Annotated in this window: 16 protein-coding genes and 1 pseudogene; 6 read left to right on the top strand and 11 right to left on the bottom strand. The window is 66.7% G+C overall.

Annotation, left to right across the window (positions count from 1 at the left end):
• Window positions 1-3: 3 nt before the first annotated feature.
• Together OVA11_RS15795 and OVA11_RS15790 are read right to left on the bottom strand one after the other, a co-directional pair.
• On the bottom strand, window positions 4-1,596 hold the full coding sequence (locus tag OVA11_RS15795) for an amidase (protein ID WP_268068226.1): 1,593 nt from the start codon (window positions 1,594-1,596) through the stop codon (window positions 4-6).
• Between the two features lie 6 nt (window positions 1,597-1,602).
• Entirely contained in the window at window positions 1,603-2,391 is a 789-nt protein-coding gene (locus OVA11_RS15790) for a thioesterase family protein (protein WP_268068225.1), read from the bottom strand.
• Window positions 2,392-3,129: 738 nt separating this feature from the next.
• Between OVA11_RS15790 and OVA11_RS15785 the strand changes: the two genes are divergently transcribed.
• Window positions 3,130-3,189, top strand: coding sequence for a hypothetical protein (locus OVA11_RS15785; protein ID WP_268068998.1), 60 nt, complete (start codon window positions 3,130-3,132; stop codon window positions 3,187-3,189).
• Between the two features lie 233 nt (window positions 3,190-3,422).
• Window positions 3,423-3,857, top strand: coding sequence for an HIT family protein (locus tag OVA11_RS15780; protein WP_268068224.1), 435 nt, complete (start codon window positions 3,423-3,425; stop codon window positions 3,855-3,857).
• On the opposite strand, the gene OVA11_RS15775 is transcribed toward OVA11_RS15780, so the two are convergent.
• From OVA11_RS15775 to OVA11_RS15745, 7 genes and pseudogenes are all read right to left on the bottom strand, one after another.
• Window positions 3,854-4,216, bottom strand: coding sequence for a hypothetical protein (locus OVA11_RS15775; RefSeq protein ID WP_268068223.1), 363 nt, complete (start codon window positions 4,214-4,216; stop codon window positions 3,854-3,856). The two genes, OVA11_RS15780 and OVA11_RS15775, sit on opposite strands and share 4 nt — an antisense overlap.
• Before the next feature lie 102 nt (window positions 4,217-4,318).
• Window positions 4,319-6,649, bottom strand: a complete 2,331-nt coding sequence (gene clpA, locus OVA11_RS15770; RefSeq protein WP_268068222.1) for an ATP-dependent Clp protease ATP-binding subunit ClpA — start codon at window positions 6,647-6,649, stop codon at window positions 4,319-4,321.
• Window positions 6,650-6,662: 13 nt separating this feature from the next.
• The gene (gene clpS, locus OVA11_RS15765; RefSeq protein ID WP_012640501.1) at window positions 6,663-6,992 is read right to left on the bottom strand and encodes an ATP-dependent Clp protease adapter ClpS; all 330 of its coding nucleotides are present in this window, start codon (window positions 6,990-6,992) and stop codon (window positions 6,663-6,665) included.
• A gap of 26 nt (window positions 6,993-7,018) precedes the next feature.
• Window positions 7,019-7,213: a hypothetical protein gene (locus tag OVA11_RS15760; RefSeq protein ID WP_268068221.1), complete on the bottom strand. Its 195-nt coding sequence runs from the start codon at window positions 7,211-7,213 to the stop codon at window positions 7,019-7,021.
• On the bottom strand, window positions 7,210-8,466 hold the full coding sequence (locus tag OVA11_RS15755; protein WP_268068220.1) for a DNA polymerase IV: 1,257 nt from the start codon (window positions 8,464-8,466) through the stop codon (window positions 7,210-7,212). Before OVA11_RS15755 ends, OVA11_RS15760 begins: the two co-directional genes overlap by 4 nt.
• An 8-nt stretch (window positions 8,467-8,474) precedes the next feature.
• Window positions 8,475-9,364, bottom strand: a pseudogene (locus OVA11_RS15750) (ROK family protein).
• A complete protein-coding gene (locus tag OVA11_RS15745) occupies window positions 9,361-10,008 on the bottom strand; it encodes a hypothetical protein (protein ID WP_268068219.1) in 648 nt (215 codons plus the stop codon). The pseudogene OVA11_RS15750 and the gene OVA11_RS15745 overlap by 4 nt, the downstream one beginning before the upstream one ends.
• Before the next feature lie 121 nt (window positions 10,009-10,129).
• On the opposite strand from OVA11_RS15745, the gene divK reads away from it, so the two are divergent.
• The 4 genes from divK (at window position 10,130) to OVA11_RS15725 (ending at window position 13,977) form a co-directional block, all read left to right on the top strand.
• The gene (gene divK, locus OVA11_RS15740; RefSeq protein WP_096051803.1) at window positions 10,130-10,507 is read left to right on the top strand and encodes a cell-cycle response regulator DivK; all 378 of its coding nucleotides are present in this window, start codon (window positions 10,130-10,132) and stop codon (window positions 10,505-10,507) included.
• The gene (locus OVA11_RS15735) at window positions 10,504-11,868 is read left to right on the top strand and encodes a PleD family two-component system response regulator (RefSeq protein ID WP_268068218.1); all 1,365 of its coding nucleotides are present in this window, start codon (window positions 10,504-10,506) and stop codon (window positions 11,866-11,868) included. Before divK ends, OVA11_RS15735 begins: the two co-directional genes overlap by 4 nt.
• A 106-nt stretch (window positions 11,869-11,974) precedes the next feature.
• Window positions 11,975-13,648 (top strand): alkaline phosphatase PhoY, encoded by a 1,674-nt coding sequence (gene phoY, locus OVA11_RS15730; protein ID WP_268068996.1) that lies wholly within the window; start codon window positions 11,975-11,977, stop codon window positions 13,646-13,648.
• A gap of 56 nt (window positions 13,649-13,704) precedes the next feature.
• Window positions 13,705-13,977: a hypothetical protein gene (locus OVA11_RS15725; RefSeq protein WP_268068217.1), complete on the top strand. Its 273-nt coding sequence runs from the start codon at window positions 13,705-13,707 to the stop codon at window positions 13,975-13,977.
• Window positions 13,978-14,047: 70 nt separating this feature from the next.
• Here the strand turns inward: OVA11_RS15725 and rpmG are convergent, their stop codons facing one another.
• Window positions 14,048-14,215, bottom strand: a complete 168-nt coding sequence (gene rpmG / locus OVA11_RS15720; protein WP_010920317.1) for a 50S ribosomal protein L33 — start codon at window positions 14,213-14,215, stop codon at window positions 14,048-14,050.
• Between the two features lie 81 nt (window positions 14,216-14,296).
• The gene (locus tag OVA11_RS15715; RefSeq protein WP_268068216.1) at window positions 14,297-14,749 is read right to left on the bottom strand and encodes a DUF6265 family protein; all 453 of its coding nucleotides are present in this window, start codon (window positions 14,747-14,749) and stop codon (window positions 14,297-14,299) included.
• Between the last annotated feature and the right edge of the window lie 10 nt (window positions 14,750-14,759).

Below are 14,759 nucleotides of genomic sequence, written 5' to 3'. Positions count from 1 at the left end.
CACTCACGGCGCGATCGTCGCCTTGAAGGTCGGCGCCTTGCGGTGCTTCGTCGCCTGCTCGTAGGCGTAGCCGAGGTTCAGCAGCAGCTTCTCGCTCCAGGCCGGTCCGATGAACGACAGGCCGACCGGCAGGCCTGACACGTCGCCCATCGGCACGGTCAGGTGCGGATAGCCGGCCACGGCGGGCAGGGTGGTCGACGAGCCGCCATAGTTGTCGCCGTTCAGCGGATCGATGGTCCAGGCCGGGCCGGTGGTCGGGGCGATGATCGCCACCGCGCCGGTGTCCTTCAGGATCTTGTCGATGCCTTCGGGGCCGGCCAGACGCTTGGAGTCCGCCAGCGCCTTCAGATACTCCGGATCGTCCAGGCCCTTGGTCTTCTCGGCGCGCTCAAAGCTTTCCTGGCCGAACCATTCGAACTCCTTCGGGGTCGCCTTGTTGAAGGCGATCACGTCGGCCAGGGTCCGGGTCGGCACCTTCTTGGGATCGGTCGAGGCGAGGTAGGCGGCGAGGTCGGCCTTCAGCTCGGTATAGAGCACCACGCCCTCGGCGCGGCCGATCGGGCCTTCATCGAAGTCCTTGACGTCGACCAGGGTCGCGCCCTGGGCCTCCAGGTCCTTCAGGGCCCGCTCGAACACCGCGTCGGTCTTGGGCGAATAGCCGGTGTAGAAGCGGGCCACGGCCAGCGTGACGCCCTTCAGGGCGGTCTTGGAGAGGCCCGCCGCGTAGTCGGTCTTGCGGGCGTCGGCTTCCTTCGTCGCCGGATCCGCCGGGTCGGAGCCGGCGATGATGGTCAGCACCTTGGCCGCGTCCTCGACCGTCAGGGTCATGGGGCCGGCGGTGTCCTGGCTGTGGCTGATCGGCACGATGTGGGTGCGCGACACCAGGCCCACGGTCGGCTTCAGCCCCACCAGGCCGTTGATCGCCGCGGGGCAGGTGATCGAGCCGTCGGTCTCGGTGCCGATGGCGAGCGGCGCCAAGCCCGCCGCCACCGCCGCGCCCGAACCGCTGGACGAACCGCAGGCGCTGCGGTCCAGGGCGTAGGGGTTGCGCACCGTGCCGCCCACCGCGCTCCAGCCGCTGATCGAGTGGTTGGAGCGGATATTGGCCCACTCCGACAGGTTGGCCTTGCCCAGGATGACCAGGCCCGCGTCGCGCAGGCGCTTGGCCACCGGAGCATCGCGGCCGGTGATGTTGTCCTTCAGCGCCAGCGAACCGGCGGTGGTGGGCAGGGGATCGGCGCTCTCAATATTGTCCTTCAGGAGGATCGGCGCGCCGTGCAGGGCCGAGCGGACCTTGCCGGCCTTGCGCTCGGCGTCGAGCGCCTTGGCGTCGGTGAGAGCGTTCGGGTTGGTGGCGATCACGGCGCGCAGGACGGGGTTGCGCTGCTTGATCGTCTCCAGCGCCGCCTTGGTCGCCGCTTCGGACGTCTGGGCCGAGGCGTTTCCGGCGAGCAGGGCGATGGCGGCCGCGCCGGCCAGGATGGCGAACTTGGTCATGAAGCGTTTCCCCAAACGCGGCCGCGACTCCGGCGGCCGAACGGGGCGGAGCATGAGGTCAAAAATCCCCTGTCGCCAAGCGGCAAGCGCCTCATTCATCCCTGATCAGACGAAGATCGCCACATTCTGTCGCGCCAGGACCAGCGGGCGGCCCTTGGCGTCCCAGAGGTGCATTTCCTGGGTCGAGTAGCCGTCGCCGATGGTCTCGGCGCGGGTGCGCAGCAGCCGCCAGCCGTCGTCGTCCGCCTCGGGCAATCCGACGATGTCCAGCGACCAGGTCATGGTCGAGATCGGCCCGAACTGCGGGAACAGCGCCATGGCCGGGGGCGGGGGCATGTCGGCCAACGCCACCAGGGCCGAGATCGAGGTCGCGGCCGGATCGCGGTGGCGGATCCACAGCAGATATTCCGGCTCACCCCCGGCCAGGGGGCGCGTGCCGCCGGCCTTGCGCACCTCGAACTGGGCGGAGAAGTGCGGCGCGCCCTGGCGGTTTTCGGGGAAGAACAGCTCGCAGGCGTTGGCCGGGGCCACCGGCGGGCAGAGCACTTCCTCGTAGGACAAGGCCGAGGCTCGCGCCGCGCCGAAGGTCAGCACGCCGTGGGTGGCCACACCCTGCTCGCCGATCAGGTCGACGGCGACGAACAGCGTCGACTTGCCCTGCCGCAGGGGCCGCACCGAAATCGCCAACTCGCCGGCGGCCGGGCCGACGAACGCGAACTGCGCCGAGCGCAGGGGAGGGGCCTCGGGAAAGGCCCGCAAGGCGGCCTCGACGCACAGGGCGCCGCTCAAGCCGCCATAGGTGGTGCGGCCTTGCTTCCAGTCGTCGGAGACGTGGGCGGAATAGCCGGTTTCAGTCGGCGCGATGGCGGCCACGAGGTCGGTGTAGAGCGTCATGGCGACAGTGTTCGTTTTCTTTCGCTACGGAAGTCAAGGGAGGGGCGGGGGGAATCCTTCCCCGCGATGGGGAAGGGGCGCTGAACAATCCTCCCCCCAGCGGGGGAGGTGTCCGCGCAGCGGACGGAGGGGGAAGTCCTGCTGAACCGGCCTCTTCCCCCTCCGTCGTCTCTTCGAGCCGACCCCTCCCCCGCTTGGGGGAGGATTTTGGGGCGCGCGTCCGCCGCTTCACGCGGCGTGACCGCTGAAGGTGTTGGGGAGGCGACGGAGCGGCCGGGCGAACCCGGAGTACCGTGAGGGTGTTTTGTGTTTCGGCTCGCGCTTCCGCTCCGCCAGGTTGTTCTTGCCCGTGAGGATGGGGGGCGTGAGCGTCTTTCAGCTCGGGACCCCAGGAGCCCCCGGACGGGCGCGGATCAACTGGAGCGGCTACATCCGTGTCCAGCCCGACGATCCACGATAGGCGGCTTATACGATCACCGCCCTGTCGCTCCGCGCTCGCCTCTCTGCGGCCTCTTCCGAGATCCCGGATCTATCCAACGAACAGACCCCGGTCGAAACCGCTTCGAGACCACGCGGCCCCGCTCAACCTAGCCCCGCCGCCGTGACTCCTTGCGAGAGACCGGTCTGCAAGCAGACCGTTGGGCCGGATCCAAACGCCCTCCCCCGCGGCGGGGATGAGTTCAGTATGGGGGCGGTTTCAACGCAGAGGATAAGTTTGGGCGTAGAAGTGAGAAGGCATTGATTTCGTTGACTTCGGCGCCGCCAATTCCGAGCGTTCACGCCCGCCAATCCCCATAACCCGTGTCATCCCGGGCGGCGAAGCCGACCCGGGACCCAGGGGTTGCAAGAGCGCCGCGTTTGGTCCCCCCCTGGGTCCCGGCGCTCCGCTCCGCTCCGGCCGGGATGACACGCGTAGCTTCGCTCGACACTTACGACTGTTCTGCTGCGGCTCAGTCAGGCCTTGAGGCTCGTGTCCATGGTTTGCGCGCCCCTTCGCGTTTGCTACGACCGTGCGTCACAGGGAGACGGTCATGAGCCTCGACGGACGCTACGACACGGGCAACATCTTCGCCAAGATCATCCGGGGCGAGATCCCCAGCGTGAAGGTGTTCGAGGACGACAAGGTCCTGGCCTTCATGGACGTCTTCCCGCAGTCGCGCGGCCACGCCCTGGTGATCTCCAAGGTCAGCCAGGCGCGTAACCTTCTCGAGGTCGAGCCCGACGTGCTGGCCGACCTGATCGCCGCGACCCAGAGACTGGCCAAGGCGACGGTGACGGCGCTCAAGCCCGACGGTGTGGTCGTCACCCAGTTCAACGGCGCGCCGGCGGGGCAGACGATCTTTCACCTGCACTTCCACGTCATCCCCCGCTACGAGGGCGAAGCGCTGGGCCGTCACGGCGAAGGCGGCATGGCCGATGTCGGCGAGCTGAAGGCCCTGGCGGACAAGATCAGCGCGGCGCTTTAGGGGATCAGCTTGATGAGGGCGGTGGAGATGGTCATCAGAACGGCTACGCCGCCCAGGATCGCCCAGCCCTGAAGGCGGATCTTTTCGCTGAGATCCACGCGCAGACGGCTCTCCATCAAGGCCATGTCGGCTCTGACCAGAGCAATCTCGTTCTTGAGGTCGGCTTTCAGCTCGACCTTGGTTGTCTGGAGATCGGCGCGCGTTGCGGTGAGTTCGCTCTTCGTCGCAAGTTCGCTGATGTCAGGAAGCATGGTCGTCTGCTGCACCAGTTCGACAATGGCTTCCGCCAAGGGCTGTTCCATGCCGGCTTCGCGAAGCCTTTTGGAGGCGCTGAGCGTGTCGAAGCCGGTAGCGGTCATGGGCACACGTTAGCCGTTTGTTCTGGTTTCGTCCACAATTTCGTGGCGAGGTGGAAACCAAAAGGCCCGGATCGCTCCGGGCCTTTCGCTTGAGGGCTCTGCCTACTCGGCAAGCGCCGGTTCGGTCTCGTCGGCCTTGCCGGCCTTGGGCGCGGTCGAGGAGTCGATCTCGAAGTCGATCTTGCTGTCCTTGAGCACGACCTTGACGTGGCCGCCGCGCACCAGGCGTCCGAACAGGATGTCGTCGGCCAGGGGCTTCTTGATGTGCTCCTGGATGACCCGGGCCAGCGGACGCGCGCCGTAGAGCTCGTCGAAGCCGTTCTTGGCCAGCCAGTCGGCGGCGTCGTCGGACAGTTCGATCGTAATGTTGCGGTCGGCCAGTTGGGCCTCCAGCTGCATGACGAACTTCTGCACAACCTGACGGATGATGTCGGCGCTCAGCGGCTTGAAGGCCACGACGGCGTCCAGGCGGTTGCGGAACTCCGGCGTGAACAGGCGCTTGAGGGCGGCCTCTTCCTCGCCTTCGACCTTGCTGCGGCCAAAGCCGATCGAGTTGCGCTGGGCGTCCGAGGCCCCCGCATTGGTGGTCATGATCAGCACCACGTTGCGGAAATCGACCTTCTTGCCGTTGCTGTCGGTCAGGGTGCCGTTGTCCATCACCTGCAGCAGGATGTTGTAGACATCCCCGTGCGCCTTCTCGATTTCATCGAGCAGGACCACGGCGTGCGGGTGCTGGTCGACCGCGTCGGTCAGCTGACCGCCCTGGTCGAAGCCGACATAGCCGGGAGGGGCGCCGATCAGGCGGCTCACGGTATGGCGCTCCATGTACTCCGACATGTCGAAGCGCAGCATCTCGATGCCGAGCGTCTGGGCCAGCTGCTTGGCGGCTTCGGTCTTGCCGACACCCGTCGGACCGCTGAACAGATACGAGCCGATCGGCTTGTTCGGCTCACGCAGGCCGGCGCGCGCCAGCTTCATGGCGGCGGCCAGTTGGCTCAGGGCCTCGTCCTGACCGAACACGGCGCGCTTGAGGTCGCTTTCCAGCTCCTTCAGCGCCTCGGTGTCGGACTTGCTGACCGATTTCGGCGGAATGCGGGCGATCTTGGCGACGACGCTTTCGATCTCCTTGACGCCGATGGTCTTCTTGCGGCGGCTTTCCGGCAGCAGCATCTGCGAAGCTCCGGCCTCGTCGATCACGTCGATCGCCTTGTCGGGCAGCTTGCGGTCGGTGATGTACTTGGCCGACAGCTCGACGGCGACCTTCAGGGCGTCGGCCGTGTACTTCAGCTTGTGGAAGTCCTCGTAATAGGTCTTCAGACCCTTGAGGATCTTGATGGTGTCTTCCACCGTCGGCTCGTTGACGTCGATCTTCTGGAAGCGACGGACCAGGGCCCGATCCTTCTCGAAGTGCTGACGGAACTCCTTGTAGGTGGTCGAGCCCATGCAGCGCAGCGTGCCCGAGGCCAGGGCCGGCTTGAGCAGATTGCTGGCGTCCATAGCCCCGCCGCTGGTGGCGCCGGCACCGATCACGGTGTGGATCTCGTCGATGAAGAGCACCGCGTTGGGGTGGTTCTCCAGCTCCTTGACCACCTGCTTGAGGCGTTCCTCAAAGTCGCCGCGATAGCGGGTGCCGGCCAGCAGCGCGCCCATGTCGAGCGAGTAGATGGTGGCGCCCTCCAGGACCTCGGGGACCTGATGGGTGACGATCTTGCGCGCCAGGCCCTCGGCGATGGCGGTCTTGCCGACGCCCGGATCGCCCACCAGCAGGGGGTTGTTCTTGGTGCGGCGGCACAGGATCTGGATCGCGCGCTCGACCTCGTTGGCGCGGCCGATCAGAGGGTCGACCTTGCCCTGGCGGGCCTTCTCATTGAGGTCGACGCAGTAGGCCTCCAGCGCCTCGCCGCCGGTCTTGGTGGTCGACTTGTCGCCGTCCTCCTCGGTGGCGTTGGAGCCCGTGCTGGCGCCCTTGACGCTCTTGGGCTCGGAGGCCCCGGCCTTCTTGGCGATGCCGTGGGCGATGAAGTTCACCGCGTCATACCGCGTCATGTCCTGCTCCTGCAGGAAGTAGGCGGCGTGGCTTTCGCGTTCCGAGAAGATGGCGACCAGCACATTGGCGCCGGTGACTTCCTCGCGCCCGGACGACTGGACGTGGATCACCGCGCGCTGGATCACGCGCTGGAAGCCGGCGGTCGGCTTGGCGTCCTCCTCGTCGTCGACCACCAGCGAGGTCAGTTCGACGTCGAGATAGTTCGAAAGGCTCTTCTTCAGCGCGGCGAGATCGACGTCGCACGCACGCATGACACCGGCGGCGTCATCGTCGTCGGTCAGGGAAAGCAGAAGGTGCTCCAGCGTCGCGTACTCATGCTTACGCTGGTTGGCGTACGCGACGGCGCGGTGCAGGGACTCTTCCAGGGGGCGCGAAAAAGAGGGCAACGGGGGAGGCTCCTCAGTCCTTTTCCATGGTGCACTGCAGGGGGTGCTGATGGCGTCGCGCCGAGTCGATGACTTGGGCGACCTTGGTTTCTGCGACTTCGTAAGTGTAGACACCGCAGACACCGACACCGTTCTGGTGAACGTGCAGCATGATGCGAGTAGCGTCTTCACGCGACTTGTTAAAGAACCGCTCGAGCACGTAGACGACGAACTCCATCGGTGTGTAGTCGTCGTTGAGAATCAGAACTCGATAGAGCGAAGGCTTCTGCGTCTTCGGCTTCACTTCCGTGACGACCGACGACCCAACGCCGTTGCCTTGTCCGCCTTGCTTCCGCTCGGCCATCGACTTGTTCTCTCCCGGCGGGCAAATCACCCGCCTGCCTGAATTAGATATGGAAACGCGGCGGCTTTGGAAGAGCCCGAAGCACCGCTGCGCCGCTTTAGCACAGGGGCGCCTCGGTTTTCGGCTTCACGTTTGGGAGAGCGAAGGCCGCGCGCGAACGGTTCCAAGGGTGAAGCGTCGAGATGGGGCTCAAGGTCGCCTCGCGCAAGGCTGGACGTCAACGCCCCTTGAGCGCCCGGCCGGTGACCACTGCAGCGGCGCCGAACTTGCCGCGCAGGGCGTCGATGGCGGTTTCGCTCTTGAGGGCCCGGCGCTCTTCGTCGGCGAACATGTCAGCGCCGGCGGTGTCGGCGTCGACGAACTCGGTCAGGCCCGCGCCGATCAGGCGGTAGGCAAGGCCGCGCGGCTCGGCGGCCAGGAGCTCGCGGGCGACCTGGAACAGGGTGCGGGCTGTCTGGGTCGGCACCGCCAGGGTGCGGCGGCGGGTATGGATCTTGAAGTCGGGGGTGCGCAGCTTCAGCGTCGCCACGCGGCCGGCGACGCCTTCCTGGCGGGCCTGCTTGGCGACCTTTTCGCAGAGGGGCCAGAGTTCGTCCTCCAGGTCCTCGCGCTTGTGCAGGTCATCGTTGAAGGTGGTCTCGGCGCTGATCGTCTTGCGGGCCTGGTCGGGGTCGACAATGCGGCTGTCCTGGCCGTGGGCCAGACGATGCAGCCGCATCCCGCCCGAGCCCAGGCGATTGGCCAAGAGCTTCAGGTCGGCGGCGGCGATGTCGCCGACGGTGCGCAGGCCGATCTCGGCCAGCGAGGCGACGGTGGCCGGTCCCACGCCCGGCAGGATGTTGACTGGCTTGTTGGCGAGAAAGCTCTGCGCCTCCGCCGCGCCGATGGCCGAAAAGCCGCGCGGCTTGTCCAGTTCCGAGGCGATCTTGGCCAGGAACTTGTTCGGGGCCAGACCCACCGAGACCGTCAGGCCGATGTCGCGCTCGATCTCGGCCTGCAGTCTGGCCAGCATCTGGGCGGGGGTTGCGCCATGCAGGCGCTCGGTGCCCGTCAGGTCGATCCACGCCTCATCCAGGCTCAGCGGCTGGATCAGCGGGGTGAGCCTGTCGAGCTTCTCGTGGATGCGCCGGCTATCTTCCTTGTACTTGGCGAAGTTGGGCTTGATGACCACGGCGTCGGGGCACAGCTTCAGCGCCTTGAACATCGGCATGGCCGATTTCGCGCCGCTCATCCTCGCGATGTAGCAGGCCGTGGTCACGACCCCGCGCTTGCCGCCGCCGATGATCACCGGCAGGTCGCGCAGGGACGGGTCGTCACGCTTCTCCACCGAGGCGTAGAAGGCGTCGCAGTCCATGTGGGCGATGGAGAGCGTCCCCAGCTCTTCATGGAACACTGTGCGCGGCGAGGCGCAGGCGGGACACCGCGCGACCTTGGTCGCGCCGGTCCACCCGCAGTCGCGGCACAGGGACTTCATGGTGGCGGCTAGGCCTCCGGCGGCCAGAGCCAGACAGCGCCGCGCACGCCCGAACTGTCGCCGTGCACGGCCTTGCGCACCGGGGTCTCGAAGATGTCGGAGAACACGTGCGGCGCGATGGCGGCGGGCAGGCGTTCGTAGAGGGCGTCGACGTTCGACATGCCGCCGCCCAGAACGATGACATCCGGGTCGATCAGGTCGCAGACCACGGCTAGCGAGCGGGCCAGGCGGTCGACATAGCGATCCAGCGCCGCGCTGGCCTTCACGTCGCCTTCGCCGATCGCCTGCATCGCCGCCTGCCCGGTAGCGAAGCCAGCGTCGCGGGCGAAGGCGGGGCCGGCGATCCAGGTCTCCAGGCAGCCCTTGCGGCCGCACCAGCAGGCGGGACCCGGATACTCCTCGGGCTTGGGCCAGGGCAGGGGGCGTGACCCCACTCGCCGCCGATCCCGTTGTGGCCGTTGATGATCTTGCCGTCGACCACGACCCCGCCGCCGCAGCCGGTGCCGACGATGGCGGCGAAGACGACGGAGGCGCCCGCGCCCGCACCGTCGGCGGCCTCGGACAGCGCCAGGCAGTTGGCGTCGTTGGCGATCCGCACCGGACGCGCCAGGCGCGTCTCCAGGTCCTCGCCGAACGGACGGCCGTTGAGATAGGTGCTGTTGGCGTTGCGGATCAGGCCGGTGCGGGGCGAGATCGAACCCGGAATGCCCAGGCCCAACCGCGCGCAGCTGCCGCCGGCCATCGACTCTGCGTCCGCGACCAGCGCGGCCACGACCTCGAGCGCTTCATCGTAATTGCCGGGATTAGGCTTGCGCACGCGCGCCACAAAGTCGCCGGCCGCGTTCAGCGCCGCGACCTCGATCTTGGTGCCACCAAAGTCGACGCCGAAACGGATCATGGGAAAAGGCGCTCCTCGATGGCGACCTTCAGGGTCGGCCATTCATCGATACGGGCATGACGATCGGGCGCGGACGGCGCGAACGGGCGCAGGCGCTCGTCGCTGACCATCTGGAAGCGTCCGATCCGGGGCGCTCTTTCCGCCACCGATTCGAGCTGCGGCAAAAGGTCGTCGATGAAGACGACCGGACCCGACGTGCGCGCCGCCAGATCAGCGGCGGGCGGGCCCTTGGGTCCGCTGTTGATGATCAGGGGATAGTCCAGGCCGTGGGTCTTCAACCAGCGGGCCCGCGCCAGGCGGCCGTGTTCGGGCGCGTTGGTCAGGATCACCACCTCGGCGCGGGTCGACAGGTCGGCCAGGGCGTCGGCCGCCCCGTGCGCGGGGTCCAGATCATCCGCCCCGTCGCGGAAGAAGTCGTCGAACAGGGCCTTGCCCGCGATCATGTCCAGGTGCTGGCTTTCCCCTGGCCGGTAGATGTTCTGGAACAGGGCGAAGCGATCGACGCGCAGCTCGAAGCCGTGACGGGCGACGAAGGCGCCAAACCCGCGCATGAACTGCGCCAGGACCTCGTCGACGTCGACGATGACCAAAGGCGCGGTGGGTGAGATGACGCAGGCCTGAAGGTCGGAGTAACGCGGTTCCATGAGCTCGGATCGTTAGGGCTGAACGCGATTAGCGCGGGCTTAAGGATATCCGTGCGATCAGGTTCTGGAAGACGGCGCTAATCCCTAGGCGTCGCCACGTGACCGCATGGTCGGGGTAAGGATGACGAAGAAGGTCCTCATCGTGGAGGATAACGAGCTGAACATGAAGCTCTTTCATGATCTGCTCGAAGCCCAGGGTTACGAGACCCTGCAGACCCGCGAGGGTCTGTCGGCGTTGTCCATCGCCCGTGAAAACAAGCCAGACCTGATTCTGATGGACATCCAGCTGCCCGAAATCTCGGGTCTGGAGGTCACCAAGTGGCTGAAGGAAGACGACGACCTGGCCCACATTCCTGTGGTGGCGGTGACCGCCTTCGCCATGAAGGGCGATGAGGAGCGCATCCGCGAGGGCGGTTGCGAGGCCTATATCTCCAAGCCGATCTCGGTCGTGCACTTCCTCGACACCATCAAGCGTCTGCTGGAAAGGCAGCCTGCATGAGCGCCCGGATCCTCGTCGTCGACGACATCGAGGCCAATGTCCGCCTGCTCGAGGCCAAGTTGACGGCCGAGTACTACGAAGTTTCCACCGCCATGGACGGGCCGACGGCCCTGGCCATGGCCGTGCGCGACCTTCCCGACATCATTCTGCTGGACGTCATGATGCCCGGCATGGACGGCTTCACCGTCTGCCGCAAGCTCAAGGAAGATCCGGCCACGCGTCACATCCCGGTGGTGCTGATCACCGCGCTCGATGGTCGCAGCGACCGCATCCAGGGTCTGGAGTCCGGCGCTTCGGACTTCCTGACCAAACCGATCGACGACGTCATGCTGTTCGCCCGGGTGCGCAGCCTGACCCGTTTCAAGCTGGTGATCGACGAGTTGCGCCAGCGCGAGGCCTCGGGCCGCCGCATGGGCGTGATCGCCGGCGCCGCCGCCCGTCTGGACGGTCTGGGCGGTCGGGTGCTGATCGTCGACGACAACGAACGCCAGGCTCAACGCGTCGCCGCCGAACTGGGCGTCGAGCATCGCCCGGTGATCGAGAGCGATCCGGAGAAGGCCAAGATCAGCGCCGGCGGTCCGGTCGATCTGGTCATCGTCAACGCTGCGGCCAAGAACTTCGATGGTCTGCGCTTCACCGCCGCGCTGCGGTCCGAGGAGCGCACCCGCCAGTTGCCCGTGCTGGCCATGGTCGATCCCGATGATCGGGGCCGCATGGTCAAGGCGCTGGAGATCGGCGTGAACGACATCCTGTCGCGCCCGATCGACCCGCAGGAACTGTCCGCGCGCGTCAAGACGCAGATCCAGCGCAAGCGCTACACCGACTATCTGCGCAACAACCTGGATCACTCGCTGGAGCTGGCCGTCACCGACCAGCTGACCGGCCTGCACAATCGCCGCTACATGACCGGTCAGCTCGACTCGCTGGTCAAGCGCGCGACACTGGGCGGCGATCCGGTCTCGGCCCTGCTGATCGACATCGATTTCTTCAAGAAAATCAACGACACCTTCGGTCACGATATCGGCGACGAGGTGCTGCGCGAGTTCGCCTTGCGACTGGCCTCGAACGTGCGGGCGATCGATCTGCCCTGCCGCTATGGCGGGGAAGAGTTCGTGGTGATCATGCCTGACACCGCCCTGGCCGACGCCCTGCGCATCGCCGAGCGGATCCGGATGCATGTCGCCGGCTCGCCCTTCACGGTCGCCCATGGCCGCGAAATGCTGAACGTCACCATCTCGATCGGCGTCTCGGCCACGGCGGGTGAGGGCGACACGCCCGAAGCCCTGCTCAAGCGCGCTGACGAAGGCGTCTATCAGGCCAAGGCCTCGGGTCGGAACGCGGTGGTCGGCAAGGCCGCCTGAGCAGCGGGCGCCCAGCCCATATTGCATCGGTGAAACGCTTCCGTTCTTGCGCGAAAGGCGGCTTCGCGCGACATCGCTGGCCATGAAGAAGATGCTTACTTGCGGCGTGATCGCCGCCGCCGTCTCCGTCGGCTTCGCGGCCCAGGCCCAGTCGACTGCGACCAAGCCCGCGCCCAAGCTGGTGGTCGTCATCTCGATCGACCAGTTCAGCGCCAATCTCTATGCTCAGCATCGGCCTGAGTTTACCGGTGGGCTGAAACAGCTGAGCGCCGGGATCGTCTATCCGAACGGCTACCAGTCGCACGCCTTCACCGAGACCTGCCCTGGTCACTCGACCCTGCTGACGGGCAAGCATCCCAACAAGACCGGCATCAGCGCCAACGACTGGTACGACAAGGCAACGGGCAAGACCGTCTATTGCCTGGCCGATCCCAGCGTCACCCTGGCCGATGACCCCAAGGGCCGGGCGGTTTCGCCGGCCAACATGGTGGCCACGACCTATGGCGACTGGCTGAAGGCCGTCTCGCCCAACAGCCGCGTGTTCGGCGTCTCGGGCAAGGATCGCGGCGCGATCACCATGTCGGGCCACGCCGCCGACGGCCAGTTCTGGTACCAGCTGGGCTTTGGCTTCACGACCTATGTCCGCCCGGGCCAGACCGCCGAGGCGCGTCTGAAGCCGGTTGCGGCGTTCAACGCCAAGCTGGCGGCGGATCTGAAGAAGCAGCCGTTCGTCTGGAACTACGCCAAGAGCCCTTTGGACGCGGTGACCGGCGGCGGCTCGGCCAAGCGCTGCAAGGCCCTGGAGGCCGACTATGAGACCGGCGGCCGCAAGTGGCGCGCGGCTCTGCCGATCCCGGCGGCGACCACCGAGGCGGACAAGCGCCGCGATCTCGCCGCCAGCCCGTATACCGATCAGGTGACTCTGGAGCTGGCGACCGCCCTGCGCGAGGCCTACGGCCTGGGCGACGGCCCGCAGGTCGATGTCCTGACGATCAGCCTGTCGGCCACCGACTATATCGGCCACCGCTATGGTACGCGCGGCCCGGAGATGTGCGACCAGATCGCCCGCCTGGACGAGCGCCTCGGCGTCTTCCTCAAGGGCCTGGAGAAGGTGAAGGGCGGCGTGCTGGTGGCGCTGAGCGCCGACCACGGCGGCGCCGACATGGCCGAGCGGCTGCATGGCGAGGGCTATGACTATGAGCGCGTGATCGGCAAGCCCTGGATCGCCAAGCTGAACGCCCAGGTCCGCGCCCAGTTGGGCCTGTCCTGGGATCCGCTGAACGCTGAAGGCGGGCTTGATCAGATCTATGTCGTCGGCCCTGACGGCAAGGCGACGTCCGACATCGACCGCGCGCGCATCACCGCCGCCGCCCTGCCGCTGATCATCAGCGATCCGGCTGTGGCGGGCGCCTTTGACTCAAACGCCCTGCTCACCCTGCCGCCCGCGCCCGCCGACGCCTCGCCTGAGGAACTGTCACTGGCCGAGCGCCTGCGCCGCAGCGTCTATCCGGGTCGGGTGGGCGACATCGTCGTGGCTTTCCGTCCCGATCGCGTGCCCGCGACCGCCGGACCGACCTATGTGTCGACCCACGGCAGCCCCTGGGACTATGACCGCCGCGTGCCGATCCTGTTCTGGTGGAAGGGGGCGACCCCGCACGAGCGCGTGCTGCCGCTGGATACGGTGGACATCGCTCCGACGATCGCCGCCGTCACCGGCGTCAAGCCGCCCGCCGACATCGACGGCAAGTGCCGGCCGCTGGTTTATGGCCAGCGTTGCTAACGGCGGTTAGGGCGACTTTTTAAGCTCGCGCACACGCAAGGGGCGCAACCTCTCGCATGCATCCTATGCGGGAGGGTTCGATGAGGGGGAGGCTTCGCGCGAGACGGCGGCCTTTTTCGGCCGGCTGGTTGGCGCTGGCCTTGGTGGCCTGCGTGGCGTTGTTCTGGTTGGGCGCACGCCTTGAAGGCGATCCGTCCGGCGGTCTGTCGACAGCGGCCGTGCTGGCCGCGTTCGTCGCGCTCTGCGTCGGCCCGGTGGTTCTTACGGTCACCGTGATCTGGGGCGGTTTCGCCTTCTTCCGCTGGTTCTGGTTCGGCGAGAGCCCGTAGGGCGGCCCAAAAGAAAACGCCCGGCTATCGCTAGCCGGGCGTTTCGATGTCGTAGCGCTGAAAGGCGATCTTACTTGATCTTGCCTTCGCGGAATTCGACGTGCTTGCGGATGACCGGGTCGTACTTCTTCAGCACCATCTTTTCGGTCTTGGTGCGGGCGTTCTTCTTGGTGACGTAGAAGAAGCCGGTGTCCGCCGTCGAGTTCAGGCGGATCTTGATGGAAGCCGGTTTGGCCATGGTCGAATCCCTGCGGTGGTCGCGCAGGTTCCCGCGCGTTGGAAATGAGAGGCGCGGAACATACTCATCGGCGGCTCAAAGTCAATTGCCGGCAGGGCACCGCTTGTAAGGAAAGTCCGCCGAGCGCTCCTGGCCGTTCACCGAACCCTCGATCCGGGCCACCAGCGTGTTCCTGTCGGCCAGTCGGTAGAGAATCCGCTGGGGGAAGTCGTTCTTGGGGTTCTCGAAAGTGACGGCGTCGGCGGCGAGGTCCTTTAAGGCGAACGCCGTCTCGGCCTGGCCGGACGGAATCACCACGTAGCGCAGCGTCCCGTCCTCGCCGGGAACGATGCGCATGAACTCGAACTGGCGCAGCTTGCCGTCGCGCACGCTGCGGCTCATGCCGACCATCGCGCCGCCGGCCGGGGCCAGCCACTGTTCCTCGATCTTCGTGCCGTTGGGGCGAACCAGCGTCCAGCAGCCGCCGATGAAGGCCAGCTTGTCGATGTCGGCGGGCGCGGCGACGACGCTCAGAGCCATGAGGGCGGCGATCATACTGAACCTC

Origin of the sequence: Caulobacter sp. SL161 (genome assembly GCF_026672375.1) — a bacterium.
Classification (GTDB): domain Bacteria; phylum Pseudomonadota; class Alphaproteobacteria; order Caulobacterales; family Caulobacteraceae; genus Caulobacter.
The sequence above is the reverse complement of the archived record's forward strand: the minus strand, read 5'-3'. Positions and strand labels throughout refer to the sequence as shown.